This is a genomic window from Aliterella atlantica CENA595 (assembly GCF_000952155.1).
In the GTDB taxonomy this organism is placed as follows: Bacteria; Cyanobacteriota; Cyanobacteriia; order Cyanobacteriales; family Chroococcidiopsidaceae; genus Aliterella; species Aliterella atlantica.
This window is the reverse complement of the sequence record NZ_JYON01000032.1, coordinates 22,714-48,532: the sequence shown is the minus strand read 5'-3', so window position 1 is coordinate 48,532 and position 25,819 is coordinate 22,714. Positions and strand designations below refer to the sequence as shown.

General features: G+C 41.2%; 23 protein-coding genes and 1 pseudogene. 16 read left to right on the top strand and 8 right to left on the bottom strand.

All coding sequences use genetic code 11. The features are described from left to right. Positions 1–39 precede the first annotated feature (39 nt). The 5 genes from ahcY to UH38_RS21400 all read left to right on the top strand — a co-directional run bounded on the left by ahcY (position 40) and on the right by UH38_RS21400 (position 6,319). Positions 40–1,317, top strand: a complete 1,278-nt coding sequence (ahcY, locus tag UH38_RS21420; protein ID WP_045056731.1) for an adenosylhomocysteinase — start codon at positions 40–42, stop codon at positions 1,315–1,317. Between the two features lie 84 nt (positions 1,318–1,401). Beyond that, positions 1,402–2,007, top strand: coding sequence for a DedA family protein (locus tag UH38_RS21415; RefSeq protein ID WP_045056730.1), 606 nt, complete (start codon positions 1,402–1,404; stop codon positions 2,005–2,007). A 67-nt stretch (positions 2,008–2,074) separates the two neighbouring features. Then, on the top strand, positions 2,075–3,799 hold the full coding sequence (locus tag UH38_RS21410) for an ABC transporter ATP-binding protein (RefSeq protein ID WP_045056729.1): 1,725 nt from the start codon (positions 2,075–2,077) through the stop codon (positions 3,797–3,799). Positions 3,800–3,921: 122 nt separating this feature from the next. After that, positions 3,922–4,605: an HAD family hydrolase gene (locus UH38_RS21405; RefSeq protein ID WP_045056728.1), complete on the top strand. Its 684-nt coding sequence runs from the start codon at positions 3,922–3,924 to the stop codon at positions 4,603–4,605. Between the two features lie 217 nt (positions 4,606–4,822). Continuing rightward, a complete protein-coding gene (locus UH38_RS21400) occupies positions 4,823–6,319 on the top strand; it encodes an aldehyde dehydrogenase family protein (protein ID WP_045056727.1) in 1,497 nt (498 codons plus the stop codon). Between the two features lie 198 nt (positions 6,320–6,517). On the opposite strand, the gene UH38_RS21395 is transcribed toward UH38_RS21400, so the two are convergent. Further along, a complete protein-coding gene (locus UH38_RS21395; RefSeq protein WP_045056726.1) occupies positions 6,518–7,555 on the bottom strand; it encodes a hemolysin family protein in 1,038 nt (345 codons plus the stop codon). 294 nt (positions 7,556–7,849) lie between these two features. On the opposite strand from UH38_RS21395, the gene UH38_RS21390 reads away from it, so the two are divergent. Both UH38_RS21390 and UH38_RS21385 read left to right on the top strand, forming a co-directional pair. Continuing rightward, a complete protein-coding gene (locus UH38_RS21390) occupies positions 7,850–9,169 on the top strand; it encodes an acetyl ornithine aminotransferase family protein (protein ID WP_045056742.1) in 1,320 nt (439 codons plus the stop codon). Further along, the gene (locus tag UH38_RS21385; protein WP_045056725.1) at positions 9,166–10,041 is read left to right on the top strand and encodes a DUF1338 domain-containing protein; all 876 of its coding nucleotides are present in this window, start codon (positions 9,166–9,168) and stop codon (positions 10,039–10,041) included. The genes UH38_RS21390 and UH38_RS21385 overlap by 4 nt, the downstream gene beginning before the upstream one ends. Positions 10,042–10,112: 71 nt before the next feature. On the opposite strand, the pseudogene UH38_RS28355 reads toward UH38_RS21385, so the two are convergent. Continuing rightward, positions 10,113–10,199 (bottom strand): annotated as a pseudogene (locus tag UH38_RS28355) (element excision factor XisI family protein); the annotation flags it as partial. Positions 10,200–10,295: 96 nt separating this feature from the next. Next, positions 10,296–10,667 carry a c-type cytochrome gene (locus UH38_RS21380; protein ID WP_045056724.1) on the bottom strand — a complete coding sequence of 124 codons (372 nt, stop codon included), beginning with the start codon at positions 10,665–10,667 and terminating at the stop codon, positions 10,296–10,298. A 746-nt stretch (positions 10,668–11,413) separates the two neighbouring features. On the opposite strand from UH38_RS21380, the gene UH38_RS21375 reads away from it, so the two are divergent. The 3 genes from UH38_RS21375 to UH38_RS21365 are packed head-to-tail and all read left to right on the top strand — an operon-like array spanning position 11,414 to position 15,286. Continuing rightward, the gene (locus UH38_RS21375; RefSeq protein ID WP_045056723.1) at positions 11,414–13,717 is read left to right on the top strand and encodes a sensor histidine kinase; all 2,304 of its coding nucleotides are present in this window, start codon (positions 11,414–11,416) and stop codon (positions 13,715–13,717) included. Next, positions 13,662–14,108 carry a response regulator gene (locus tag UH38_RS21370; RefSeq protein WP_045056722.1) on the top strand — a complete coding sequence of 149 codons (447 nt, stop codon included), beginning with the start codon at positions 13,662–13,664 and terminating at the stop codon, positions 14,106–14,108. The genes UH38_RS21375 and UH38_RS21370 overlap by 56 nt, the downstream gene beginning before the upstream one ends. 17 nt (positions 14,109–14,125) lie before the next feature. Continuing rightward, positions 14,126–15,286: a hybrid sensor histidine kinase/response regulator gene (locus UH38_RS21365; RefSeq protein WP_200892560.1), complete on the top strand. Its 1,161-nt coding sequence runs from the start codon at positions 14,126–14,128 to the stop codon at positions 15,284–15,286. A gap of 121 nt (positions 15,287–15,407) precedes the next feature. Here the strand turns inward: UH38_RS21365 and UH38_RS21360 are convergent, their stop codons facing one another. Beyond that, on the bottom strand, positions 15,408–16,007 hold the full coding sequence (locus UH38_RS21360; RefSeq protein ID WP_045056720.1) for an acyl carrier protein phosphodiesterase: 600 nt from the start codon (positions 16,005–16,007) through the stop codon (positions 15,408–15,410). Between the two features lie 463 nt (positions 16,008–16,470). On the opposite strand from UH38_RS21360, the gene UH38_RS21355 reads away from it, so the two are divergent. The 4 genes from UH38_RS21355 (at position 16,471) to UH38_RS21340 (ending at position 20,355) form a co-directional block, all read left to right on the top strand. Continuing rightward, on the top strand, positions 16,471–17,715 hold the full coding sequence (locus UH38_RS21355; protein ID WP_045056719.1) for a DUF4912 domain-containing protein: 1,245 nt from the start codon (positions 16,471–16,473) through the stop codon (positions 17,713–17,715). 364 nt (positions 17,716–18,079) lie between these two features. After that, on the top strand, positions 18,080–18,643 hold the full coding sequence (locus UH38_RS21350) for a hypothetical protein (RefSeq protein ID WP_045056718.1): 564 nt from the start codon (positions 18,080–18,082) through the stop codon (positions 18,641–18,643). A gap of 7 nt (positions 18,644–18,650) precedes the next feature. After that, positions 18,651–19,037, top strand: a complete 387-nt coding sequence (locus tag UH38_RS21345) for a DUF2358 domain-containing protein (protein WP_045056717.1) — start codon at positions 18,651–18,653, stop codon at positions 19,035–19,037. A 130-nt stretch (positions 19,038–19,167) separates the two neighbouring features. Next, positions 19,168–20,355 (top strand): TRC40/GET3/ArsA family transport-energizing ATPase, encoded by a 1,188-nt coding sequence (locus UH38_RS21340; protein ID WP_045056716.1) that lies wholly within the window; start codon positions 19,168–19,170, stop codon positions 20,353–20,355. Between the two features lie 33 nt (positions 20,356–20,388). Here the strand turns inward: UH38_RS21340 and UH38_RS21335 are convergent, their stop codons facing one another. Next, positions 20,389–20,589 (bottom strand): hypothetical protein, encoded by a 201-nt coding sequence (locus UH38_RS21335; RefSeq protein ID WP_045056715.1) that lies wholly within the window; start codon positions 20,587–20,589, stop codon positions 20,389–20,391. 228 nt (positions 20,590–20,817) lie between these two features. Here UH38_RS21335 and UH38_RS21330 point away from each other — a divergent pair, with 228 nt between their 5' ends. Continuing rightward, complete coding sequence (locus UH38_RS21330; protein WP_045056714.1) at positions 20,818–21,666, top strand: hypothetical protein; 849 nt, start codon at positions 20,818–20,820, stop codon at positions 21,664–21,666. A gap of 130 nt (positions 21,667–21,796) precedes the next feature. Here UH38_RS21330 and UH38_RS21325 read toward each other — a convergent pair whose 3' ends face one another. Continuing rightward, positions 21,797–21,988: a hypothetical protein gene (locus tag UH38_RS21325; protein WP_045056713.1), complete on the bottom strand. Its 192-nt coding sequence runs from the start codon at positions 21,986–21,988 to the stop codon at positions 21,797–21,799. A gap of 338 nt (positions 21,989–22,326) precedes the next feature. On the opposite strand from UH38_RS21325, the gene UH38_RS21320 reads away from it, so the two are divergent. Then, positions 22,327–22,629 carry an antitoxin family protein gene (locus UH38_RS21320; RefSeq protein ID WP_045056712.1) on the top strand — a complete coding sequence of 101 codons (303 nt, stop codon included), beginning with the start codon at positions 22,327–22,329 and terminating at the stop codon, positions 22,627–22,629. A 120-nt stretch (positions 22,630–22,749) separates the two neighbouring features. Here the strand turns inward: UH38_RS21320 and dnaN are convergent, their stop codons facing one another. Both dnaN and dnaA read right to left on the bottom strand, forming a co-directional pair. Next, entirely contained in the window at positions 22,750–23,880 is a 1,131-nt protein-coding gene (gene dnaN / locus UH38_RS21315) for a DNA polymerase III subunit beta (protein ID WP_045056711.1), read from the bottom strand. Positions 23,881–24,371: 491 nt separating this feature from the next. Continuing rightward, the gene (gene dnaA, locus UH38_RS21310; RefSeq protein WP_045056710.1) at positions 24,372–25,730 is read right to left on the bottom strand and encodes a chromosomal replication initiator protein DnaA; all 1,359 of its coding nucleotides are present in this window, start codon (positions 25,728–25,730) and stop codon (positions 24,372–24,374) included. Between the last annotated feature and the right edge of the window lie 89 nt (positions 25,731–25,819).

Here is a 25,819-nt window from a genome sequence, read left to right as displayed (position 1 = left end):
GTGAGACTATTTAGTGAAAGTATTTAAGGAATCTTCTTAATGACTGCAACCTCTACACGTATAAAACATGAAGTAAAAGACTTATCCCTAGCGCCTTTAGGCAGACAGCGGATTGAATGGGCTGGGCGGGAAATGCCAGTTCTCAAACAAATTCGCGATCGCTTTGCCCAAGAAAAGCCTTTTGCGGGTATTCGCTTAGTTGCTTGCTGCCACGTTACCACAGAAACGGCACATTTAGCGATCGCTCTTAAAGCTGGCGGTGCAGATGCTTTATTGATTGCTAGCAATCCTCTTTCTACTCAAGATGACGTAGCTGCTTGCTTAGTAGCCGACCACGAAATTCCTGTATTTGCTATCAAAGGCGAAGATAATGAAACTTATCACCGCCACGTACAAACAGCGTTAGATCACCGTCCTAATGTAATTATTGACGATGGTAGCGATGTTGTTGCGACTTTAATCCAAGAACGTCAAGAGCAAATTGCTGACTTAATCGGTACAACTGAAGAAACTACTACCGGAATTGTCCGCCTCAAAGCGATGTTCAAAGATGGGGTATTGACATTTCCAGCAATGAATGTTAATGATGCCGATACCAAACATTTCTTTGACAACCGTTATGGAACGGGACAATCTACATTAGATGGAATCATCCGCGCTACCAATATTTTGCTAGCAGGTAAAACAATTGTCGTTGCAGGTTACGGCTGGTGCGGTAAAGGTACAGCGCTGCGGGCGCGGGGACTAGGCGGTAATATAATTGTTACCGAAATCGATCCTATTCGGGCAATTGAGGCGGTTATGGACGGCTTTAGAGTCATGCCGATGGCAGAAGCAGCCCCTCAAGGTGATATATTTATTACGGTTACTGGCAACAAGCACGTAATTCGCGCCGAACACTTTGAAGTGATGAAAGACGGTGCGATCGTTTGTAATTCCGGTCACTTTGACATTGAAATCGATCTAAAATCTTTAGGTGCAACAGCCAAAGAAGTCAAAGAAGTACGCAACTTTACCCAACAGTATCAATTACCCAACGGTAAATCTGTAGTAGTTCTAGGTGAAGGTAGACTAATTAACCTAGCTGCTGCGGAAGGACATCCTAGCGCAGTAATGGACATGAGTTTTGCTAACCAAGCTTTAGCTTGCGAATATTTAGTCAAAAACAAAGGCAAACTAGAACCAGGCTTGCACTCTATCCCTGTTGAAGTAGATGCGAACATTGCCAAGTTGAAGTTACAAGCAATGGGTATCAACATTGACAGCCTGACACCAGAGCAAACTGAATATATCAATTCCTGGGCTTCGGGAACTTAATTTAATGTAACATTGACTTTTAACAAGAGACATAGCAATCTATGTCTCTTTTTTACTACCTGTTGAGGCAAAGGAAATAGATTAATGGTCGAATGGATTACAAATACAATGACTTCTCTAGGATACTGGGGAATCGGACTATTAATGTTTTTGGAGAATCTATTTCCGCCTATTCCCTCTGAATTGATCATGCCTCTAGCTGGATTCACTATTTCTCAAGGTAAGATGGAATTTGCCCCAGCCGTGTTTGCTGGTGTAATGGGTACAGTTATAGGGGCATTGCCTTGGTACTATGCAGGTAAGGTACTAGGAGAGCAAAGGTTAAAGAGTTTAGCCGATCGCTACGGTAAATGGTTAACTATATCTAGCAAGGATATTACCAAAGCTACAGGCTGGTTTGACAGGCATGGCGGGATGGCTGTATTTCTGTGTCGTCTCGTACCAGGAGTTCGCACATTAATCTCGCTTCCTGCTGGCATTAGTCATATGCATATGCTGCCATTTCTACTTTATTCAACTATTGGCACGACAATATGGGTAGGCTTCCTTACTTATGCAGGCTACGCACTAGGAGATAATTACGAACTGGTAGATGAATATCTTGGTCCTATATCTAAAATTGTCCTAGCTATAATTGTTGCAGCCTTTGGCATCTGGGTAGCAAGAAGACTTATGCGCCGTCATACCTAAATATAGTTACAAAATCGCCTAAAGCTGATAGTTTCAGATCGAGACATCAATATTTGAGAAGTACAGCTTGAAAAAACGTTCTAACTACTGGCAATTATTACCTTATATCCGATCGCAGTGGCAAACTATCGCTAAAGGCTTTATTTGCATACTAGGCTATGTAATTGCGACTTTATGCTTGATTTATTTAGCCGGAAAGTTGCCAACTCCGTTTGCTCAAGGTAATGTAAAAGCGATCGCTCAAGTAGCGGCTGTTGCTTTAGCTGTATTTTTAGTTAGGGGTGTATCTCAATCTGGGCAAGATATTTTCATGGCGAAAGCAGCGTTAAAGGTTGCTTTAGATGTCCGCAAGCAAGTTTACGCCCACATGCATAAGCTTAACCTCAGTTACTTTGAAACTACCAAAGCTGGGGATTTATCTTATCGGCTGACAGAAGATGTAGACAGAGTTGGGGAAGTAGTTAACAAACTATTTCATGACTTTGTGCCTTGCGTACTTCAGTTAGTCGCAATTCCTATCTACATGATCTACCTCAATTGGCAGCTAACGCTAGCTTTACTTATAGTTGCGCCGTTGATGGGAATATTAATTGGTTGGTTTGGCGAAAGGTTACGTAAATTCTCCCACCGCAGTCAAAATCGCGTCTCTAACTTGTCGGCAATTTTAACAGAAGTATTTAGCGGTATTAGGTTAGTTCAAGCTTTTGCGGCGGAAAACTACGAAATTGCCAGATTTAGCCACGAAGCAGAAGCTAGCCGTCAAGCGAAGTATTCTGCAGAGAGGTTGAAGGCTATTCAAATTCCGATTGTGGGATTTCTAGAAGCCTTAAGCATCTTAATACTGCTGTGCATTGGTGGTTGGCAAATCGCCCAGGGCAACTTAACAGTACCAAAGTTTTTTAGCTTTTTGACAGCGGGAGTAACTTTACTCGATCCAATTAGTCACGTAACTAACAACTATAACGAGTTTAAGCAAGGCGAGGCATCAGTAGATCGAGTATTTGAAATATTAGCAGTTGAGCCAACAGTAGTAGAAAAGCCAAATGCGATCGCACTTCCTCCAGTTACAGGTAAAGTAGAATATCGTCGCGTTAGCTTTGCCTACAAGCACGAACAGCCCGTACTAAAAGATTTAAGCTTACTTGCCCTGCCTGGAGAAACGATCGCCCTAGTAGGTGCTTCTGGGGCAGGAAAAACGACATTAGTTAACCTTTTACCTCGTTTCTACAATCCTTCATCTGGCGAAATTTTCATTGACGGTATTAATATTGCTGATGTGACGTTAAGTAGTTTGCGACGACAGATTGGCATAGTACCGCAAGAAACTGTATTATTTTCTGGTACGATCGCCCAAAATATTGCTTTTGGGCAAACCAACTTAGATATAGAGGCAGTACAATCCGCCGCCGAAGTTGCTAACGCGCACCAATTTATTAGCCAACTGCCAGATGGATATTTTACGTGGGTAGGAGAAAGAGGCGTAAACTTATCAGGCGGACAAAGACAAAGACTTGCGATCGCTCGTGCTGTATTACTCAATCCGCAGATACTAATATTAGATGAAGCGACATCTGCATTAGATTCAGAGTCAGAGGCTTTAGTCCAAGAAGCACTAGAAAGAGTAATGCGCGATCGTACAGTATTTATTATTGCTCATCGTTTGACGACAGTGCGAAGAAGCGATCGCATTTTAGTAATTGAAAAAGGTCAAGTAGTAGAATCGGGTACTCATGAAGAGTTGCTAACACTTTCAAGACAATACGCACATTATTACAGCCAGCAGTTTAGTTAAGTGTTTTCGTAGCAATTAATGCGATTTAATGGTGTTTCCGAAGGTAGATGTAATAGCTTCTAGACTTTGTTTACTTGAGAAATGCAAGTTGAGCAATGTAAGCAAAACGGCTGAGGTTAATTATGGCGCTTCAAGGCGTGCTATTAGATATTGATGGTACTTTAGTATTGAGTAACGATGCTCATGCCCAAGCTTGGGTAGAAGCGTTCGCAGATTACGGATACGAAATAAAATTTGCAGATGTTCGTCCTCTAATTGGCATGGGGGGAGATCAAGTAGTACCTAGAATGGTATCAGAACTGTCAGGCGAAGAAGGAGCAGGCAAACAAATTGCTGATAGACGCAAAGAATTAATTATTGAAAAGTTCAGTCCAAATTTAGCACCTGCACCAGGTTCGCGCGAGTTGGTACAAAAACTAAAGCAAGATGGCTTCAAGTTGGTAGTAGCTAGTTCAGCGACTAGCGAAGAACTATCAAGCTTGTTAAAAGCTGCTGAAGTAGAAGATTTATTAGGTGAAGAACCAACTACAACCTCTGACGATGCAGATTCCTCCAAGCCTGCGCCAGATTTAGTAGAAGCAGCCTTAGAAAAGGGGCAATTGCAACCTAAACAAGCAATAATGTTGGGCGATACGCCTTACGACATTGAAGCAGCATCAAAAGCAGGTGTCGGTGTAATTGCATTTCGCTGTGGAGACTTTGATGATACACAACTTGCAGATGCGCTGGCAATTTACGACAATCCAGCAGACTTGCTAGAACATTACGAACAATCGCCGCTAGGAAAAAACGGTTCAGGTAAATAGGCAATAGACATCTCATAATCCTTAGAGTAGCCAAAAACATCTGCGTCCATCTGCGTTCGTACTCATCTTTGAAACAAAAAGGAAGCTGTATGGTGCGTTGCATGACAACGAACCATACTATTTTCTATTATCTGTGCGTAAATTCTCTAAAATAGCTTGACCAGTTTTATTTCTTAAGCGAGACTAAAGGCAAATTATTAGGCTGGAGGTCTTGACGATGACCGCCCCGCAAACGTGCCAAAATTATATTAATGGCGAATGGCTGCAAGCAAAGTCGGCAGCTACTTTAGAAAGTCGTAATCCCGCTGATAATCGCCAAATAGTTGCAACTTTTCCTCGTTCTGATGCAGTTGATGTAGATAAAGCTGTTGCAGCAGCAAGAATTGCTTACAAAACTTGGCGCTTAGTTCCCGCACCCGCACGCGCCGAACTTGTATTTAGATTAGGGGAATTACTACGCGATCGCAAGGAAGAACTTGCCCAGTTAATGAGTCAGGAAATGGGCAAACCCATCACAGAAGCGCGGGGAGATGTTCAAGAAGGTATCGATTGCGCCTTTTATAATGCAGGAGAAGGTAGGCGCTTATTTGGGCAAACAACGCCCTCAGAAATGCCAAATAAGTTTGCCATGACTGTAAGAATGCCTGTAGGCGTATGCGCTTTAATTACTCCCTGGAATTTTCCGATTGCTATCCCCTGTTGGAAAGCTTTACCCGCCCTTGTCTGCGGTAATACAATTATCCTCAAACCTGCGGAAGACACTCCTGCTTGCGCTACTTTTCTAGTTCAGCTTATGCACGAAGCTGGTTTTCCGCCAGGAGTTGTGAATTTAGTTCATGGTATCGGCGCAGAAGTAGGTGCAGCTTTAGTCGAACATCCTGGTATTGACTTGGTATCATTTACAGGTTCTTCAGAAACAGGTGCGTATGTAGGCGCAACTTGCGGGCGCACTCACAAGCGCGTTTGCCTGGAAATGGGCGGTAAAAACGCTCAAATTGTCATGGATGATGCTGACTTAGAACTTGCCTTAGAAGGTGCATTATGGGGCGCATTTGGGACTACCGGACAGCGGTGTACTGCTACTAGCCGCTTAATTTTGCACCACGATATTAAGGAAAAATTTACCAGTATGCTGCTAGAACGTACGGCGGCGTTGCAGATAGGTGCAGGTAATAATCCATCTACTGAAATAGGACCTTTAATTAACTCCAAACAACTCCAGCGCGTAAGTCATTACTTAGAAATAGCCCGCGCTGAGGGAGTTAAGGTATTAATTGGTGGAGAAATAGCCAAGGATGGCGAACTACAACACGGCTACTTTTTTCAGCCAACGATATTAAATAACGTTACTCCTCAAATGCGGATTGCTACTGAAGAGATATTTGGACCTGTAGTAGCACTAATTGAAGTAGATTCGTTTGCAGATGCGATCGCAATTCTCAACGATACACCTTACGGTTTGTCTTCTTCAATCTACACCCGCGATGTTAACCGCGCTTTTCAAGCGATGCGCGATATTGAAGCTGGAATTACCTATATCAATGGTCCTACTATTGGCGCGGAGGTACATTTACCTTTTGGTGGTGTTAAGCAAACAGGTAACGGACACCGCGAGGCTGGAACTACAGTTTTGGATGTGTTTACTGAATGGAAAACTGTGTATGTAGATTTTTCTGGTAGTTTGCAACGCGCCCAAATTGATAATCGAACTTAGAAGTTAGTTTAAGGTAAGAATTTAGGAACGCAGATGCACGCAGATGCACGCAGATGTAAGATGAAAACTTTTGCAGCTTATTACTGGTTAAAAGAACAACATATTTTCCTGCAAGAGTTCTATTATTTTAGTCTTCGTAGGCAGACTTCATTTGTGTAGTTGCGGTTTATAACCGCCTCTAATCTTGCACCAATTCTATTATCTAGAATTTCTAAATTGCAACATTCTTTCTAACTTTTTTTTCGCTGTTGCTTGCAAGTCTACAATTCTGTCTGTTTCATCGACAATTTCACCTGTTACTACTTCTAGTACGTCTTCTAGCGTTACTACACCTGCAACAACTCCATATTCATTTACTACTACAGCAAGATGTTCGCGGGCTTTTTGAAAGCTTTTAAGTAGCTTATCTGCTTTAATTGTCTCTGGGACAAAACTAACTTTACGAGTTAAGGTATCGACTTTTTGTTCTTGCTTACCTTCTACTATGGCTGTTAACAACTCATCTTTTAAAGCTACTCCAATTACTTCATCTATAGATTCGCCAACTACAATAATTCTGGTATGTTGGGAAGCAATAATCTCTCTTTTACTTTCGCGCAAGCTTAAATCGCCGCGTATATAAGTTAATGTTGTTCTCGGTGTCATTAATTCTGATGCGGTTAAGTCGTTCAACATAAAAACTTTTTCGATCATTTCTGCTTCATCACCAGCAATTATTCCTTCTTGCTGCCCAATATTGACCAAAAACTTAATTTCTGTTTCGTCAGTGGTTTGGCGTTTTCTACCCTTAGTAAAAGGTGCTGTAACTTTTTCTATTACCCATACTAAAGGTGTAAATACAAAAGTAAGTGCGGTAACAGGTATAGCGGCTAATAAAGATATTGTTTCTGCATAGCGTTCGCCTAGCGTTTTCGGAATAATTTCACCAAAAATAATGATGAGAAAAGTTAACACTCCAGAAAATATACCTATTGCTGCGTCACCAAGGATAGATTCAGCAACTCTAGCGATCGCAATACTACCAACTATATTAAAAATATTGTTAAGTACGACAATACTACCAATCGGTCGATTCATGTTCTCGCGAATGGCTAAAAGTGCTACTGCTGAACGGTTATTCGTCTGCGCTAACTGTCTTACTCTCAACGCCGAAACTGAAAACAATGCAGCTTCTACACTGGAACAAGTAGCAGAACCCAAAATCACAACAACCACAGCAATAATCAATAAAAACATAAAATTTCACACTACTGAAATTGGCAGCTAGATATAGCAATTTTACTTAAATAATAATTTTAGGCTAATTCCTAATACTACATATATCTCGCAAGAGTTGCTTCTAATATCCAATAGCTAACAAAGTTTTAAAAAACTAGGCTTAATTTCTGGATTTATAAAGCTAATTGTGCTATCTCAGACACAGAACAAATATATATTCGCAAATATAAAGTTATTTAGACGTTGCTAGTTATACGAGTAATGAAACTGATGCGATCGCAGTTTTGTTTTACTCTAGGAGGAACCTACAATATGCTAAGTTTGCCTACTAATCGCCCCTCACCGCATATTCCGCGTTTGGTGACTACTTTACCTGGTCCTCGCGCTCGTAGTATTATCGAACGCGATCGCAATGTTACTTCCCCATCCTATACTCGCGGTTATCCTTTAGTAGCAGCAAAAGGCGAAGGCTGCACGATTGAGGATGTAGACGGTAATATATTTTTAGACATGACAGCGGGAATCGCCGTCACTTCTACGGGACATTCTCACCCAGAAGTTGTTAAAGCAATTCAAAACCAAGCTGCTAACCTGCTGCATATGTCAGGAACGGATTTCTACTACGAACCAATGGTAGAACTAGCCGAAAAATTAGCCGCCCGTAGTCCCTTTCCTCTACCTTTAAATGGGGCGCAAGCTAAAGTATTTTTTACTAACTCTGGCGCAGAATCAAATGAAGGTGCAATTAAACTTGCTCGTTATTATACCGGACGCGCTGGCATAGTTGCTTTTTTGGGCGCTTTTCACGGGCGCACTTATGGCGCAATGTCTTTAACTGGTTCTAAAATCGTGCAAAGACAGCGTTTTGGACCTTTGTTACCAGGTATAACGCATATTCCTTACGGTACTCATGCAGGGCTAGATTATTTAGAAGAAAAATTATTTTCCACTGTATTACCGCCCCAAGAAGTAGCCGCGATGATTGTCGAACCCATCCAAGGTGAAGGCGGCTATATAGTACCAGAAGATGGTTTTTTGGCGCGGATACGCGATATTTGCGATCGCTATGGCATTTTGATGATAGTAGATGAAGTACAGTCGGGGATGGGTAGAACTGGTCGCTTATTTGCGATCGAACATTGGAATGTTATGCCCGATATTATCACCCTAGCTAAAGGCATTGCTAGCGGTTTACCACTAGGAGCAATCTTAGCGCGACCTGAGATTATGACTTGGACACCAGGATCTCATGCTACAACTTTTGGAGGCAATCCGGTTGCTTGCGCTGCGGCTAATGTGACGCTGCAACTGTTAGAAGCTAGCTTGATAGATAATGCAAAAGATATGGGCGAGTTATTAGTTGCTGGATTAACCCAACTTGCAGCTAAATATGACTGCGTTTCCTTACCGCGAGGTAAAGGACTGATGGTAGCAATCGATTTACTCGATAGTAGCGGTAATCTCGATTCTACCTTGCGCGATCGCCTTGTTGACGGTGCTTTCTACAAAGGCTTACTCCTACTCGGTTGTGGAAAAGCTGCAATTAGATTTTGTCCGCCTTTAGTTATTGATAGCGTCCAAATTCAAGTTGCTTTACAAATTCTTAGCGATTTATTGGCAGAAATACTATGAATAGCCAATTTACCCGTCAACTTTGGGATAGATTATGGCAAAACTACATTGCGAGAGTGACTTACGCTCAAACCTACCAGCAAATGATTTTAAACGCTGGGGGAACTATTGCTAACGATCATATTGCTTTTCGTTCGTTGCGACTATCTATTGACGGCAAAAATTTAGGCATTAACTATTTAGGGGCTATTGCTGAAGCTTTAGGGTACGAGGTAGCTGGAGAATATACATTTCCTGAAACGAAGCTATACGCCCGTCACTACCAACATAGCGACGATTTGCCCAAGTTATTTATTAGCGAACTGATTGTAGAAGAATTACCGGATGCGATCGCATCTTTAATCTACAACACTGTAAGTTCTGCTTCTATCTTAGAGCGATCGCAGATTGACAAATTAATTGCTGCATCAGATATAGAAACTATTGCTCAAATCTATACTCGTCCTTGGTTGCCTCCTAAACTGTCAATAGTTGAAAAAGTTAATGCTGCGACGCAATATGGGGCTTGGGTATTGCTACATGGATACGCAGTCAATCACTTTACAGGCTATATCAACAGCCAAAATACTCCTCAATACCCAGACATCGAAAATACCGCCAGCGCCCTATCAAAACTAGGCGTACCGATGAAAGCAGAAATTGAAGGTAGCAAAAGCAGCGGTTTACGCCAGACAGCAACTTTTGCGATTAATGAAATGGTTTCTGTTGTTGAAGATAGCAGCAATCAAGTTATCCAGATTCCTTGGACGTATGCTTACTACGAACTTGCCGAGCGCAGTATAGTTGAATTAGAGCCAGGTAAAAAGATGCTCTTTAATGGGTTTAAAGGCAATAATGCTCAAAATCTATTTGAAATGACTCGTAAATCATAAATTGTAGGGTGTGTTGACTTGCAACGCACCCTACCAGATTGGCGATCGCACTAAAAATAGGCGAAAATATTTTAACTAACAGCGTATTCGGTGAATTGACGTTTAGAGGCAGAATGGCAGCCAATGACAATATCGCTCTTAAATACTGCCATTTCTACAAGTTCTTGGGCGAGTCATGCTTGACAGTAACAGCTTGCTATAGGAATACCTTGTAGATTTCACTGCGATCGCCCAATTAAACCATAGAGCGAATTTTACAACGTTTCTAAGTATTTGAGCAAATCTGCCATTTCTTTAACATTGGGCTGAAACTGAGGCATGGGGGGAGTTTCGCCGCTAGTAACTTGGTGAATCAATCCATAACGAGATTTGCGCTTGGAAACTCCTTGCAAGCTAGGACCTACGCTACCATCTGCTTGCAAGCCGTGACAACCCGCGCAGTTCATTTGAAATATTGCTTGTCCTTGAACTAAGTCTCCTGGAAGTGTCAGTACGCTTTTTATATAAGGATCGGATAATTGAATCAGATGAATGCCAAAAATTACAATAGCCAGTGTCAGCAGCGCCGCCATAGCCAATAAAGCTAGCTGCTGAATGAAGTCAGGTTTGGAAAGCTGCTTGTCCAAATTTACAATTTGAATCAGAATTTACAAAAATGTTTTATCTACCTACACATAGCTTAAAAGTTCTTGAAGAACTCGGCAAGTAAATGACGATTATCAACAAAATTCTCAGGAGGCAAACTCTAGGATCGCTATGTGGCTGTACGCTAAATAAGTTTCACTACGTTTTTCTTAACATTTCCTTATCAAAAAGACTTGTTTCACTTATGGATTAGAGGCGAGCGCCTGCTGAGACTATAATTTTTAGTTTCAGGAAATATTTTTAACGAATTCTAAATTATCGTCATTTTTTAGTATATATTTAATAGTTTCTTTGCAAAACAGTTAGAAATTATTGATAAAACGTTACATTTTTCGCTATTTTTGCTCGATAAAGTAGTAAAAATTTCCTATTAATTAGGAAGTCATATTCAGTATAAAGGCTTATTATGATTGAAATTAGCTAAATATCAATCAATTAAACCAATAAAACCTTTTGACCAATTGCTTAACATTTACTTACAAAGCCTATCAGTAATGGTTGTGATAAGATATGAAGCGCTAGCAGAAAGAAGGGTAGTTGTAAATAAGTAGCAAGACAGAAGTAGAAAGCGATCGCTAATATTTCGATACAGCCCTGATAGCGAGAAAGTATGCAGACAAATTTGGGAATGCGATCGCAGCGCAATGTAAGTAGTGTTGAAACCTAGATAGAAGTTGTAATATCAACTACCTACTTTTGAGATCCAAACAAAATAGGAGAATTATGTATGAGTACCGAATTAAATGCACCAGCCATCGATTTAAGTAGTTTAGAAAAGGCAATTCATATTTCTAGCCAAATTCAACCGCATGGCTTACTGCTTGTTTTGCAAGAACCTGAGTTAAATATTGTCCAAGTTAGCAGCAATGCAGCAGATATTTTCGGTATATCTTTAGCAGAAATTCTCCAAAAGAACTTAGAGGACTTACTAGATCCATTTCAAGTAGAAAAAATTAGGTCAGGATTAAAAGAAGAAAATCTTGAATATATTAATCCTGCCAAAATTTGGATTAGAAAAAAAGGAGATGAATATTCAATATTTGATGGTATCTTCCATCGTAACGCTGATGGCTTCCTAATTTTAGAATTAGAACCTGCTCTTTCTCAAGACAATATTCCCTTTTTGAGTTTTTATCACTTAGCTAGAGCATCTATCAATCAATTACAAGCTACATCAAACTTACGCGATTTCTGCCAAATTATTGTGGAAGAAGTACGAAAAGTTACTGGCTTCGACAGAGTAATGCTGTATAAATTTGACGAAGACGGACATGGTTCAGTAATTGCTGAACAAAAACTAGCAAGCATGGAACCATATCTAGGCTTGCATTATCCAGAATCAGATATTCCCAAACCAGCCAGAAAACTATTCAGTTCCAACTGGATCAGACTAATACCAGATGCTTATGCCCAATCTGTAGAAATTTTACCAGCAATTAATTCAACTACACAACGCCCTCTAGATTTAACTTTTTCCATTCTCAGAAGCGCTTCAGGTTGTCACTTAGAATACTTACACAATATGGGTGTAGGTGCTTCTTTAACTATTTCCTTAACTAAAGATGGTAAATTATGGGGATTAATAGCTTGCCATCATCAATCGCCTAAATATGTATCATACGAACTGCGTAAAGCTTGCGAATTTTTAGGCAGAGTAATCTTCGCAGAAATATCTACCAGAGAAGAAACAGAAGATTACGACTATCGGATGCAGCTTACATATATTCAATCAGCTTTAGTTGAATATATGTCTCAGGCAGAAAACTTTATTGATGGGTTAGTAAAACACCAGCCCAATCTTCTATCTCTAGCTAGCGCTCAAGGAGCAGCCGTTTATTTTGGCGATAATTGTACGAAAATTGGTGAAACTCCCAAAGAAGAAGACTTAAATTACTTAGTCCAATGGTTGAAAAATAATCTCCAAGATGAAGTATTTTATACCGATTCTTTACCACAGATTTATCCAGATGCGGAGAGATTCAAAAATGTTGCTAGTGGGATGTTAGCCATTCAAATATCTAAACGCAATTATGTCATGTGGTTTCGTCCCGAAGTCATCCAAACTGTTAACTGGGGTGGAGATCCAAATAAAGCTTTTGCTGCAACCGAAACAGATGGAAACGTTCGTTTATCGCCGCGTAAATCTTTTGAACTGTGGAAAGAAACAGTAAGTTTAACTTCTTTACCTTGGAAGCAGGTAGAAATTAAAGCAGCTTTAGAACTAAGAAAAGCAATTGTCAATATTGTCTTGCGCCAAGCAGATGAACTTGCTCAATTAGCGCAGGATTTAGAGCGCTCTAACGCAGAATTGAAGAAGTTTGCTTATGTAGCATCCCATGACTTGCAAGAACCGCTCAATCAAGTAGCAAACTACGTACAGCTACTAGAAATGCGCTATCAAGAACAACTAGGAGAAGATGCTAAAGAATTCATCAACTTTGCTGTTGAGGGCGTAAGCTTGATGCAAACTCTGATTGATGATGTACTTGCCTACTCTAAAGTAGACTTACAGGGAGTAGAATTTCAGCTAACCGACGCAGCAACAGCTTTAAACCGCGCTTTGAACAATTTACGCGGGCGTAGTTTAGAAACTGGCGCGGTAATCACCCACGACGAATTACCAACGGTAATAGCTGACAATACGCAATTGATGCAGCTATTTCAAAATTTGATTGGTAACGCGATCAAATTCCGCAGCGACAAACCGCCGCAAATCCATATCGGTGCTTCTAGATTGGAAGATGCATGGCTATTTTCAGTCAAAGACAATGGTATTGGGATTGAACCACAATTTAGCGATCGCATTTTTGTGATTTTCCAACGCCTGCATACCCGCGACGAATACGCTGGTACGGGTATGGGGTTAGCAATTTGTAAAAAAATTGTAGAATGCCACCGAGGTAGAATCTGGGTAGAATCAGAACTGGATAAGGGCGCAACTTTCTACTTTACGATTCCAGTCGGGGGACGCGAACTTGAGCGTAGAAACGGACGAAAAGCACAAAACAATATTCTTAGTCGAGGACAATAAAGCCGATATTCGCTTAATTGAAGAAGCCTTAAAAAATAGCACCGTACCGCACCAAGTAATTGTGGTGAGAAACGGTATGGATGCTATGGCTTACCTGCGTCAAGAAGGCGAGTACGCCAATGCATCTCGCCCAGACTTAATTTTGCTAGATTTAAATCTACCCAGGAAAGACGGGCGCGAAGTTCTAGCAGAAATCAAAGCCGATCCCAAGCTCAAAAGTATCCCTGTAGTAGTGCTAACAACTTCTAGTAACGAAGAAGATATTTCTCAAAGCTACGAGTTGCACGTCAATTGCTACATCACAAAATCGCGCAACCTCAGCCAATTATTTACAATCGTCAAGGGAATTGAAGATTTTTGGCTAAAAACAGTTACTTTACCCTCAGCTTGAAGCAGGAGTAGAAGATTATGCCTGCATCAACAGAAATTTTGTTGATTGAGGATAGCTTGGCAGAAGCTAGACTACTACAGGAGTTTTTGCAAGCAGCTAAGAGCAAGCAGTTTAGACTTACCCACGTTAAAAGGCTGCAAGCAGGTTTAGAGCAACTGCGATCGCGTTCCTTTGATATCATCTTGCTAGATTTGACACTGCCCGATAGTCAAGGATTAGCATCGCTAGCACCCTTAAATAAAATAGCTCCTAGCCTGCCAATTGTTGTGTTGACAAATACCAACGATGAGGAACTAGCAATTGAAGCAGTACGCCAGGGGGCGCAAGATTACCTAGTAAAACGGCAAGTAAATACAGAAGTATTGGTACGATCGCTCCTATATGCGATCGAACGCAAACAAGCGGCTGAATCCTTGCGATCGGCAAACGAAGCGTTGCAAGTGCAGTTTCAAGAACGAAGTGTAGAACTTGCCAAGGCGCAAGAAGCAAATCAGGTAACGTCTGAATTTGTCTCGATGCTATCTCACGATTTTCGCAATCCCCTAACAACTATCTTGCTATCTACTGGCTTGCTGGAATATAACGGTCATAGATTGACCAATGAGACGAAACTTACTCACTTTCAACTCATTCGTTCGGCGATCGCTAACATGAATAATCTCTTAGAAGAGGTGATTTTAATTGGCAAAGCTGATGTAGGTAAACTACAATGCAATCCGACTGAGTTCTCATTAGAACCTTTTTGCCGTCAGTTGGTGAGCGAATTTCAATTGACTATAAGCGATCGCCATCAACTGATATTTAGTAGTTTTGGCGAGTTTCCCAAACAGTCATGGGACGAAAGTTTGCTCAGGCATATCTTAACTAATCTGTTATCTAACGCGATTAAGTATTCGCCAGCAGGTGGCTTAATTAAATTTGAGGTAACTGCTCAAGCAACAGCAGTAACTTTTAAAATTCAAGATTCAGGTATTGGTATTCCCCAAGAGTACCAAAAGCAACTGTTTCAACCATTTACCCGCGCTGAAAATACCGATACAATTCCTGGCACTGGTTTAGGACTTGCGATCGTAAAAAGATGTATAGAAGCTTATAAAGGTCAAATTAGCGTAAATAGCGAAATTGGACTTGGAACAACATTTACTGTCGTGTTGCCATTACCGGAAACGCTAACCTAAAATTCGTCTTCTTCCAAAGTAGGCGATCGCGCCCAAACTTAGCAACACAATTTCCTTCCCCTTGTCCCCTTGTCCCCTTGTCTCCTTGTCCCTTTGTCTCTTTGTCTCTTGAATTACAGACTTATGCAAGAGGTCTATCTGCTTGATAGCAGTAGGTTTGAGCGTAGTCTATCAACTCTGGAAAGAAAGCACAAAAGTCAGCTTCAAGTTGCTGGTAGTTGGCGATCAAATCTTCAATTCCATCTGCTAAATTATTTTGCCACCTAATTCTAGTTGCTATTCTTCTCAAAGCATTATCGATCCCCCCAATCTCTTGATAAGAGGCTAATAAGTCATAAGCCTTCATCATGGGGATTATTTGCAGCAGCGACGTAGGTAATATTGCTTGATTATCTACCAATATTTTATAAACGTGACTAGAAAAAGCTTCTAAAGCCACGTCTGAATATTCGCTCCAGTGTCTAGCTAGAAAATGGTCGTAGAATACATCCACCAGGATGCCAGAGAATTTACGTCTTGGCTGGGCAATTAACCTCTTACTAGCACGAAAGATGGGATGGGAGTCAGTATAGGTATCTACACTTCTATGCAACTCAATACCTTTTCTGATTTCCTCCGTATATAAAAACTTAACTGAACCTTTGGCAAAGTCTCCTAAAAGATTGCCAATCAAGGATTCTGGCGTATCTTTGGCTAAAAATAAGTGCGCTAGATAATTCATTTTTGCTATTTATCTTACCCTTGCCAAGACTGTATTGGCATCCCTTGGCAATTTATGCGATCGCCTTATCAATCCCACAAACTAAGTCAATAAGTCCTGACATTTTTGCTTGACAGTAAGAGCAAATGTCATATTTTCATAACATTACGATCCCCGAAAACTTAATAAACACGTAAAAAGCCTGGAAATCGTCCCTGACTCCCCTTGATCTCTAGTATGACTTCGAGCTAAATATTAATTAACAAAGCGATCCCCGCGATCCCAAAGAAATGCTGTTACGAGCATTCTTGACCAGTCAAGCCACCAAACGAATAAGTTTAACTAGGCTCAAGACTGAAGTAAGACCGTAGACCGCTATCACTCCAGCGTAAAAATTGCATAACTTACGGTTCTATGCTTTTTGCTAGTTAAACGAAGTTTTTGCCGCGAAGAAAAAGATCGACTGTCTATCGGAGAACACATCATGGCAAAAGAACGCCCACCATTAGAAGAGATGACACTGCGGCAACTACGTAAAGTTGCCAGCGAATGCAGCATCTCTCGTTATAGCCGAATGCGTAAATCGCAACTGCTGGCGGCAATTCAACAAGTCCAGCGCACGAAAGTTCCTGTCATCCCCACCCAATCACTGGAGGCACAAGAAGCAGTGGAAGCAGCAAAATTTGAATTAGGTCAAGAAGATCGCCTTGGTGGTTCTCTAGCTGATGTAGACGAGGGTTTAGCCGATTTGCCAGCAGGTTACGGCGAAAGTAGAATTGTCCTCATGCCCCGCGATCCGCAATGGTCTTACACATACTGGGACATCCCCAACGAGCATAAAGAAGAAATGCGCCGTCAAGGCGGACAACAATTAGCTCTGCGGATTTATGACGTTACTGATATTAATATCGAGTACCAAAGCCCCCACAGCATTCAAGAATATCCTTGCGACGAACTAGCGCGGGAGTGGTATTTACCAATTCCAGTCAGCGATCGCGATTATGTTGTCGATATCGGTTATCGTTGTCCTGACGGTCGTTGGCTAGTTTTAGCTCGTTCTATTCCCGTCCACGTTCCGCCTGTATATCCCAGCGATTGGATTGAAGACCAATTTATTACCGTCAACTTTGAAGAAGACTTACGCGGTAAAACCTTGTACGAACTCGTACCCCCAGCAAAACGCATGGGAATGGCAGCCAGTCAACAAGGTACTGCTTACGGCAACCAAATTTACGATGATATTTTTGGTATGGCTCAAGGTGCGGAAGCTCAACGGGTTGCAGGTTCGCTATTCGGGTCGATGCAGCAAGCACCAATGCACGAGCAAACTATTAGTTCCTACGTCTTCCCTTCTGGCGTAGGTATGTGGGCAGTTCCTACCGCATCTGGCTTAACGATGTCTGGCGTAGGAATGTCTGGTGCTGGTTTTGCGTCAATGGCTCCTATGCGTCCGCGCCAGTTCTGGTTAGTTGCTGACGCTGAATTGATTGTTTACGGTGCAACTGAGCCAGATGCTACGGTAACAATTGGCGGTCGTCCAATTAAGCTCAATCCCGACGGTACTTTCCGCTTCCAAATGTCATTCCAAGACGGCTTAATTGATTACCCAATTCAAGCTGTTGCAGTAGATGGAGAGCAAACCCGCTCGATCCAAATGAAGTTTAACCGCGAGACTCCTTCGCGCAATACTAATACTAAGGAAGAGGCTGTACCGGAGTGGTTCGCCTAAAGTATAAGTAATAAATTGAGTTAGAGTCCCTGGCGATCGCCAGGGATTTTTTCTTGTTTAAAACAAAAGTGGAGGGCAAATAAAATTCGCGATTACCAAACAAAGTACGCCTGTGCGAACTACTAAAATTTTAAACAATCGCTGCACACTTACAGCTTTTTCAATAAATCCACTGGTCACTGGTCACTGATTACTGCTCACTGTCAAAAACCCACCCCGCGATACAAGTAAGCAATGTGAAAATTAATTACCATCAGTAAGTATTACCTATTTCACCCCAATAGCAGAGTTAAGGTAGTAGACCTTTTGCACAAGATCGAGAAAGGGTTAAAAACTTTTACTTCGTTGCTCCTCACACAAATTTATGACACCTCAAGAAGTTGCCAGCACGCTTGTACAATTATTTGAGCCAGCAGCAATAACAACGATCGCTCCTGGTTCGTGGCAGGTAGAAAGCGCAAATTTTCGGCTATTGGTTTTGCTCTCTGAAGATCAATCTTGGCTGCGAGTATTGCTACCAATTATTTCTGCTCAAGTAGCGCAGCCATTTATGGAACAATTTTTAGAAGCAAATTTTGACGAAACTCAAGAAGTGCGCTATGCCTTACACCAGGGTGTAGTTTGGGGTGTTTACCAACACAGTCGCGAGAGTTTAACGCAAAACGATCTAGCACAGGCGATCGCGCGTTTGATATCTTTACATCAAACCGGATTAACAGGGGTATTCAATCAATTAGTTGAAACTCGCATCGGTCAAATTGTGCAAACAGCCAAGCAACAAGGGCAAACTCTAGAAGCAACATTGCAAACTCTAGATCGTTTTTATGAGGAAGGTATACTAGGCGACCTCGAACAAAGCCCAGAATCGCGCGAGCAAACACTAACCGCTTGGCGGCAACAGTTAGAACGTCTCTGGTCGCAAAAATGAAACTTTTATGGATTTAGTTAGCATTCTCAAGCAAGATTACCAGCACTTTCCAGCCGATCAAACCTACAGCATTTATGCCCAAGATATTTTTTTTCAAGACCCAATGAATAAATTTCGCGGCATAAATAAGTACAAAACAATGATTAAGTTAATCGATACCTTATTCATTGCGGTAAAGATGGATTTGCATGATATTTCCCGCCAAGGGGATACGATCAAAATGCAATGGACTTTAAGCTGGAATACTCCCTTACCCTGGAAACCGCGCATTGCTGTTCCAGGCTGGAGCGAAATGAAAGTCAACCAAGACGGATTAATTAATTCTCATGTAGATTACTGGAATTGTTCGCGTCTTGATGTCTTGAAACAACATTTTTTCCCCCGCAAGCAATAGAATTGCTTTTCTAACCCGCGATTAGGCGGGTTTTTAAGTGTTGATTCATAACTAAGGATAGCGATCGCATTTTCGCAAACTTGGTAAAGTAAATAAATATTACAAATTCTCATACAGGACAAAACTATCTATGCGCGTAATCCTCATGACAGGTAAAGGGGGAGTCGGAAAAACCTCTGTAGCTGCGGCGACAGGGCTGCGTTGTGCCGAACTTGGCTATCGCACGCTAGTTTTAAGTACCGATCCTGCTCATTCCTTAGCAGATAGTTTTGACCTAGAACTAGGACACAATGCCCAACAAGTACGCCCCAATTTGTGGGGAGCCGAATTAGACGCATTAATGGAATTAGAAGGCAATTGGGGAGCAGTAAAGCGCTATATCACCCAAGTATTGCAAGCTCGTGGTTTAGACGGCGTACAAGCTGAAGAACTCGCTATTTTGCCAGGAATGGATGAGATATTTGGTTTAGTACGGATGAAACGCCACTACGACGAAGGCGAATTTGACGTATTAATTATTGATTCAGCGCCTACAGGTACAGCTTTGCGACTTTTGAGTTTGCCAGAAGTGAGCGGCTGGTATATGCGCCGTTTCTACAAACCCTTACAAAATATATCGGTAGCCCTAAGACCGCTAGTAGAGCCATTTTTCAAACCCATTGCTGGTTTTTCCTTACCCAATAAGGAAGTAATGGACGCGCCTTATGAATTTTACGAGCAGATTGAGGCATTAGAGAAAGTATTGACAGACAATACTCAAACATCAGTGCGTCTAGTCACCAATCCAGAAAAAATGGTGATCAAAGAATCTCTCCGCGCTCATGCATATCTGAGTTTGTATAACGTAGCAACCGATTTAGTTGTAGCTAATAGAATTATCCCCGCCGAAGTTCAAGATCCATTCTTCAAGCGCTGGAAGGAAAATCAAGAGGAACACCGCCAAGAAATTCACGAAAACTTCCATCCGCTACCAGTCAAAGAAGTTCCTTTATATTCTGAGGAAATGTGTGGATTAGCAGCTTTAGAGCGATTGAAGGATACTTTGTACAAAGATGAAGATCCTACCCAAGTTTATTACAAAGAAACAACCTTAAAAGTAGTGCAAGAAAACAATCAATACAGCTTGCAACTCTATTTACCTGGAATTCCCAAAAATCAAGTAAACCTGAGCAAAACAGGCGACGAACTTAACATTACAATCGGCAATCATCGCCGTAATTTAGTTTTGCCGCAAGCTTTAGCAGCATTGCAGCCTACAGGGGCAAAAATGGAGGAAGATTATCTAAAAATTCGCTTCTCTGAGCCTGTCAACGTTTAGTTTTCGTAGGGTGCGTTGCTCCAGCAACATACCCTACACTCTATCGTCCAGAATTATAGGGTCATCGGCACAAATTCCATAGAAGGCTTCTAAGGATGGCGCAGCAGCAGTTGATGACTCAATAGGCTGGTAAATTACCACTACTTCTATATCGCGATCGCTTAATCCAACAGGAATATCAAGATGAAGAATACCATCTTGCCCAACTCGTTGATATATCTTAATGCTCTCCATCAGTAATTCATCCTGTTTCTTGCTTTAGACTGCCTCTGGCGATCGCAGTTTTAACCGTACTATTACCATTTTTATATTGAAGTGCGATCGCATATATTTTAGGGTGCGCTGCTGGAGCAAAGCACCCTACATTCTTATTAAATTTTATGCATAAATTATCTTTACTGCCTCTGTATTAATATTAATACATTACATCAATGTATTAATATTTAAATGAGGTAAAAGACTGTGAATGATAAGTTTACAGAAATTGTAAATCAGTGTAGAAAACCAAATACTGAGTTACTGAGGAAAGCACTTATAGGTAGAAGAGAATTTTCTGAAGCTGAAAGTAATTTCATAACTTACATGGCTGGATATTCTCACTATGAATTTGCTGAAAGTTTATTTCCAGCTTTTAACCTAGCTTTTATAACAGGTACGGCACTATTGTTCGATAGAAATAATAAAAAGCTCCATGTCAAGATTCTAATCAACGATCAATCTCATTACTGTAAGAAGTTACATTTTGGTAATATAGAGCGTGATTACAGATCTCCAGTGTTTTGGAGTCGCACGGCTTTTAGGGATCGAGATGGTTTATATATTGATAGCCTGGGCAAGAGATTACGCGGAGCGTCTGGAGAGAAGGTTAGAGCTTACATTGCACAAGGAATATCAAGCGTACATGAAAACGTCATATCTTATCAACAAGCCATACAAGGTTATTGTTTAGTTACTCATTTCGTGAAGGCGGCTGAACCCAATGTAGATATAAATTTGAAAACTCTTTTTAGTAGAGCCACAGCTTGTATATTTGTTAACTGTCTATCTAATTCTCGTAATGTATCGATTGAGAAGTTGCAGCAGAGAGACGACCTTTATCAATCACTGAAAAGTATATACTGGTATGTACTAAATACCCGAAAACCTGAATTAGTTACTTATTTTTTACAAAAGATAGAAGCCAATTTTCAACTAATTCCCTATATAGACACAGGGCATGACTATCTCCAAGAAGTAAGACATGAAATTGAGACAAAAATATTAGCAATTCTTTCCTGTAGTTGGGTTGAGGAGAGAAAACCAACACCTTGATGATTCACCTATGAGGAAATAAATGCGAAGCTACTACCAAGGATAATAAGCAAGGATTTTGTTGCGTAGTGCGATCGCCTCTCCTGTAACGTTGCTCTGGCAAAGAACTCTACTTTGTTACTTTCAAGAACTACTTTGCCGTTGCTTGTTGCTGAGTGTATTCCTGGATTAACCGTTGACAATCAATGGATGCTGCTACTGCTTGTGCCATCAGACGCTTACCAGTAGCAAAGTTCTTAGCTCTAAAGGCAATTGTTGCTTCTTGGCTGAGTTGTGAAGCTTGAGCAGATTTAGCTCTAATTTGTGCTTGAATCTCGTTCATTGGTCAACCTCTGCAATTAAAAATCCTAAGTTTTCAGCTACTTGATACAAATTATCAGCCTGACTTTGCAGCAAGCTTGCATCTGCAAAGTTATCTTCCATAACAGCTTGTTCTGCCTCTACATAAAGATTAGCAACAATTTCTTGTAGAGCAACATAGGCTTGCTCTAATGCTGCTTTTGTTCTTGCTTCTATCTGAATTACCTCAGCCTAAATTTGTTGCTGTTAATTGTAATTCATCGCTGTATAGTGCGATCGCCTCTCCCATAGGCACGTTGCAAGTCAACGTACCCACTTTGTTACGCTATAGTCAAGTTCAACTTCAAAACTGCGCTAACTATGTCAAAAACTATCACGGCTGTCTACTCTAATGGCGTACTGCACCCTGAAGATCCTTTACCACTAAAAGATGGGCAAACTGTACTGATTCAAGTTTTACAAGTTTTAACTGATGAAACGGCTTCGTCAATCGAAGAGGTAATTCAGTCTCTAGTAGCAGCAGGTATAGTCACTCCTCCTTCTCGTCGTGATGATATCGAACCAGTTTCCGAAGAAGCCTGTCGGGAACTAGCGCAAAGGCTTGGGCAATATTCTGGTAAGCCCCTATCAGAGATAATTATTGAAGAACGAGGCTCAATTTGACTTTATCTATTACACAACAAATGCAATTAGTTTTTCTGTCTGCGGATAACCGCTTGGGTAATGTAGCGATCGCACAAGGATTGCTGTTTGACAATCCTAACAATTATCCCTAATTAACTCTTAAGTGCGAATTTGTACGGGCATAATCAAATATGTCATTTTCAAGCTACCCAAGGGTGTCAAAATAATCGGGCTAGTAGCTGTATTTACTTCCATTGTAATTTCATTGGTAGGTAAAGCTTTCAACCCATCCATCAGATACTTAATATTAAAAGCAAAATCTAAATCTTCTCCAGATATTTGCGCTTTGATTGATTCTCTCCCACTACCAACGTCTTGAGCTTCTACAGATAAAGACAATTCTTCATTTAAGCTGTCAATACTAAATTTGACAATATTGTTCTTCTGGTCTGCCATCACAGCAATTCTCTCCAAAGCACTTAGTAGCTGCTTGCGCTCTAGAGTAATTTGGCGCTCAAATTGGCGGGGAATTAATTGCCGATAAGCTGGATATTGTCCTTCCAATATTCTGCTAGTTAAGCGTTGCTCTGCCCACTCAAATATAATCTGCCCTTGCCCTTGATGCATTGCTAATGGCTCGGTAGCATCGCCTATCCCTAACATCCGTTCTAATTCGCGCAGCGATCGCGCTGGTACTGTTACCTCTAGCCCCGCAGCCGCATCGCCAGTATTAGTAGTTTCTACTACCGCCAATCGGTGTCCGTCAGTAGCCGCAAATTCTAAGGAGTCTTGCTTAACTGTCAAATGCAACCCTGTAAGAATTTGCTTGGTATCATCGCTACTGGTTGCAAATAAAGCAGAGCGCAGCCCATCCATTAAGGCTTCTACTGGTAGATATATAGCCTCTCCCTCTTCAATTACTGGTAATTCGGGAAATTCATCTACTTCCATACCGCGCACTTGGTAGCGCCCAGAGGCAGAAATAAGGCTAACCCCTAAAGCCCCCTCTTGCGTTTGTTCTAGCCTGATTTCTCCTGCAGGGAGACGCGAAACAATATCGCCCATCAATTTAGCTGGTAGGGCAATTTCTCCGCCGACTTCTACTTCTGCATTAAAGCTTGTTTTTATCCCCAAACTCAAATCAAAAGCTGTCAAACTTAATTGCTGTGTTTGCGCGTTTGCTATCAACAACACGTTTGCCAAAATTGGATGCGTCGGGCGTGAAGGTACGGCACGACTTACGAGGGAGAGATGAGCGTTTAGGTCAGTTTGATTGCAAACTAATTTCATTGATGTTGAATTCCCTGTAAGAGCGTGTGAAAACTTGGCAACTTCTCTAAGCTAATAATTTAACTGTTTTGTGGCTTATTCCCACACTGCTAAGTTATTGCTAACCCAGCAATGCTACAAATCCAATTTGGTTGAGAAAAATATCCTAGCATCTATAGTGTATAGTATATATGTACTAAATATCAATTACTGCATATAGACTATTACTATCTAAATAATATTTTTAATTAGTAGTAGTAGGGGCTGTGGAAACTGTGGAAAAGATCCTGTTTTCTGCTCTGCAAGCACTCTCAAGAGCGTAGCTGCCTGTGGAAAACTTGTGGAAAAAACCTTAAGTTTTCCACAGAGTAATTATACTTAGTCAAGTTTTCCCTGCAAAAAGACGAGTTTTCCACAGAGTTTTACCCAAGTTTTCCCCAAAAAAAAGTGGTTTTTCCACAAGGCATTTAGATTAATAATTTTTTATACGTTGGTTAAGTTAGAGATAAGTTTCAAGAACGAGTCGCCAAATTAATCCGATCGCTCAACTGTCGTAAAGTTTGACCTAGATGCGGATCGGTGGTAGACATTTGGGCAATTTTGTCGCAACTGTACATCACAGTAGTATGGTCTTTGCCGCCAAATTCTTCGCCAATTCTCGGCAAGCTCAGTTTAGTATGTTGCCGCATCAAATACATTCCTATTTGCCTTGCCCAACTAATTTCTCGCCGCCGCGAAGCACCTTTAAGCTCCTCAATCGAAATATCAAACTGCTCGGCGATCGCCTTTAAGATTATTTCTGGCGAAGAATCAAGTTTTTCTCCCACAGGATGCAATACAGGCGCGAGATTTTCTACTGTCATTGGCAATCCGGAAATCGAAATATAAGCAACAGCCCGAATCAAAGCTCCCTCTAGCTCTCTAATATTAGATGTGTAATTGCAAGCAATATACTCAATCACATCTCTAGGCAAGCGCATATTTTCATATTCGGCTTTCTTTTGCAGAATTGCCATCCGAGTTTCCAAATCAGGCGATTGAATATCAGCAATCAAACCCATCGAAAAGCGCGAACATAACCGCTCTTGCAAACGCGGGATTTGGTTGGGTAAGCGATCGCTAGCAATGACAACTTGCTTGCCAGCCTCATGTAAAGTATTGAAAGTATGGAAAAACTCTTCTTGAGTAGATTCTTTACCCTCAATAAATTGAATATCATCTACCAACAGCACATCTGCAGCGCGATAATGTTCGCGGAAGCTTTGCGTACTATTGTTGCGAATCGAGGCAATTAGATCGTTAGTAAACTTTTCTGTAGAGACATAAAATATTTTAGAATCGGGGCAAATTTCCCAGCGATAATGTCCGATCGCTTGCATTAAATGAGTTTTCCCCAATCCTACACCACCGCATAGAAACAAAGGATTAAACTCGCGTCCTGGCGATTCGGCAACTGCTAGCGAAGCTGCATGAGCCATACGGCTATTTGCACCGACAACAAATCGAGAAAATACATATTTAAGATTCAATTCTGTAGGTCTAGAATGCGTATGCGATAAATTTTGCGGCATCAATTCAGGTTCGGCAACTTCGGTTTCTCTAAATTGAGTTACCCCTTCACCATTAGCAACCGTAATTTGAATTTCAACAGGACAACCAATGATATCTTGGACTACATCGGCGATCGTTTTGACATAATACTTTTGCAACCAGTTACGAGCAAAAGGGTTAGGCGTGCAAATTACCAAACAATTATCCTCCAACTGTTTAGCACTAGCAGTTTTAATCCAAGTTTCAAAGGTAGGTCTGCTCAACTGTACTTGTAAGCGTTCTAGTACCTGACTCCAAAGAGTCTCAAGCGTAAGTTCCACCTTTAACCACCTCTGCTGTTAACTGTCACAATTAAAAAATACGAGCAAGCAACCAATTTAGCAAAAATAGAAATATGAGATTGGCAAAG

Coding starts and splice junctions, on each gene's coding strand:
- ahcY (WP_045056731.1), top strand. CDS start 40: ATGACTGCAACCTCTACACGTATAAAACATGAAGTAAAAGACTTATCC.
- UH38_RS21415 (WP_045056730.1), top strand. CDS start 1,402: ATGGTCGAATGGATTACAAATACAATGACTTCTCTAGGATACTGGGGA.
- UH38_RS21405 (WP_045056728.1), top strand. CDS start 3,922: ATGGCGCTTCAAGGCGTGCTATTAGATATTGATGGTACTTTAGTATTG.
- UH38_RS21400 (WP_045056727.1), top strand. CDS start 4,823: ATGACCGCCCCGCAAACGTGCCAAAATTATATTAATGGCGAATGGCTG.
- UH38_RS21395 (WP_045056726.1), bottom strand. CDS start 7,555: ATGTTTTTATTGATTATTGCTGTGGTTGTTGTGATTTTGGGTTCTGCT.
- UH38_RS21390 (WP_045056742.1), top strand. CDS start 7,850: ATGCTAAGTTTGCCTACTAATCGCCCCTCACCGCATATTCCGCGTTTG.
- UH38_RS21385 (WP_045056725.1), top strand. CDS start 9,166: ATGAATAGCCAATTTACCCGTCAACTTTGGGATAGATTATGGCAAAAC.
- UH38_RS21375 (WP_045056723.1), top strand. CDS start 11,414: ATGAGTACCGAATTAAATGCACCAGCCATCGATTTAAGTAGTTTAGAA.
- UH38_RS21365 (WP_200892560.1), top strand. CDS start 14,126: ATGCCTGCATCAACAGAAATTTTGTTGATTGAGGATAGCTTGGCAGAA.
- UH38_RS21360 (WP_045056720.1), bottom strand. CDS start 16,007: ATGAATTATCTAGCGCACTTATTTTTAGCCAAAGATACGCCAGAATCC.
- UH38_RS21355 (WP_045056719.1), top strand. CDS start 16,471: ATGGCAAAAGAACGCCCACCATTAGAAGAGATGACACTGCGGCAACTA.
- UH38_RS21350 (WP_045056718.1), top strand. CDS start 18,080: ATGACACCTCAAGAAGTTGCCAGCACGCTTGTACAATTATTTGAGCCA.
- UH38_RS21345 (WP_045056717.1), top strand. CDS start 18,651: ATGGATTTAGTTAGCATTCTCAAGCAAGATTACCAGCACTTTCCAGCC.
- UH38_RS21340 (WP_045056716.1), top strand. CDS start 19,168: ATGCGCGTAATCCTCATGACAGGTAAAGGGGGAGTCGGAAAAACCTCT.
- UH38_RS21335 (WP_045056715.1), bottom strand. CDS start 20,589: ATGGAGAGCATTAAGATATATCAACGAGTTGGGCAAGATGGTATTCTT.
- UH38_RS21325 (WP_045056713.1), bottom strand. CDS start 21,988: ATGAACGAGATTCAAGCACAAATTAGAGCTAAATCTGCTCAAGCTTCA.
- UH38_RS21320 (WP_045056712.1), top strand. CDS start 22,327: ATGTCAAAAACTATCACGGCTGTCTACTCTAATGGCGTACTGCACCCT.
- dnaN (WP_045056711.1), bottom strand. CDS start 23,880: ATGAAATTAGTTTGCAATCAAACTGACCTAAACGCTCATCTCTCCCTC.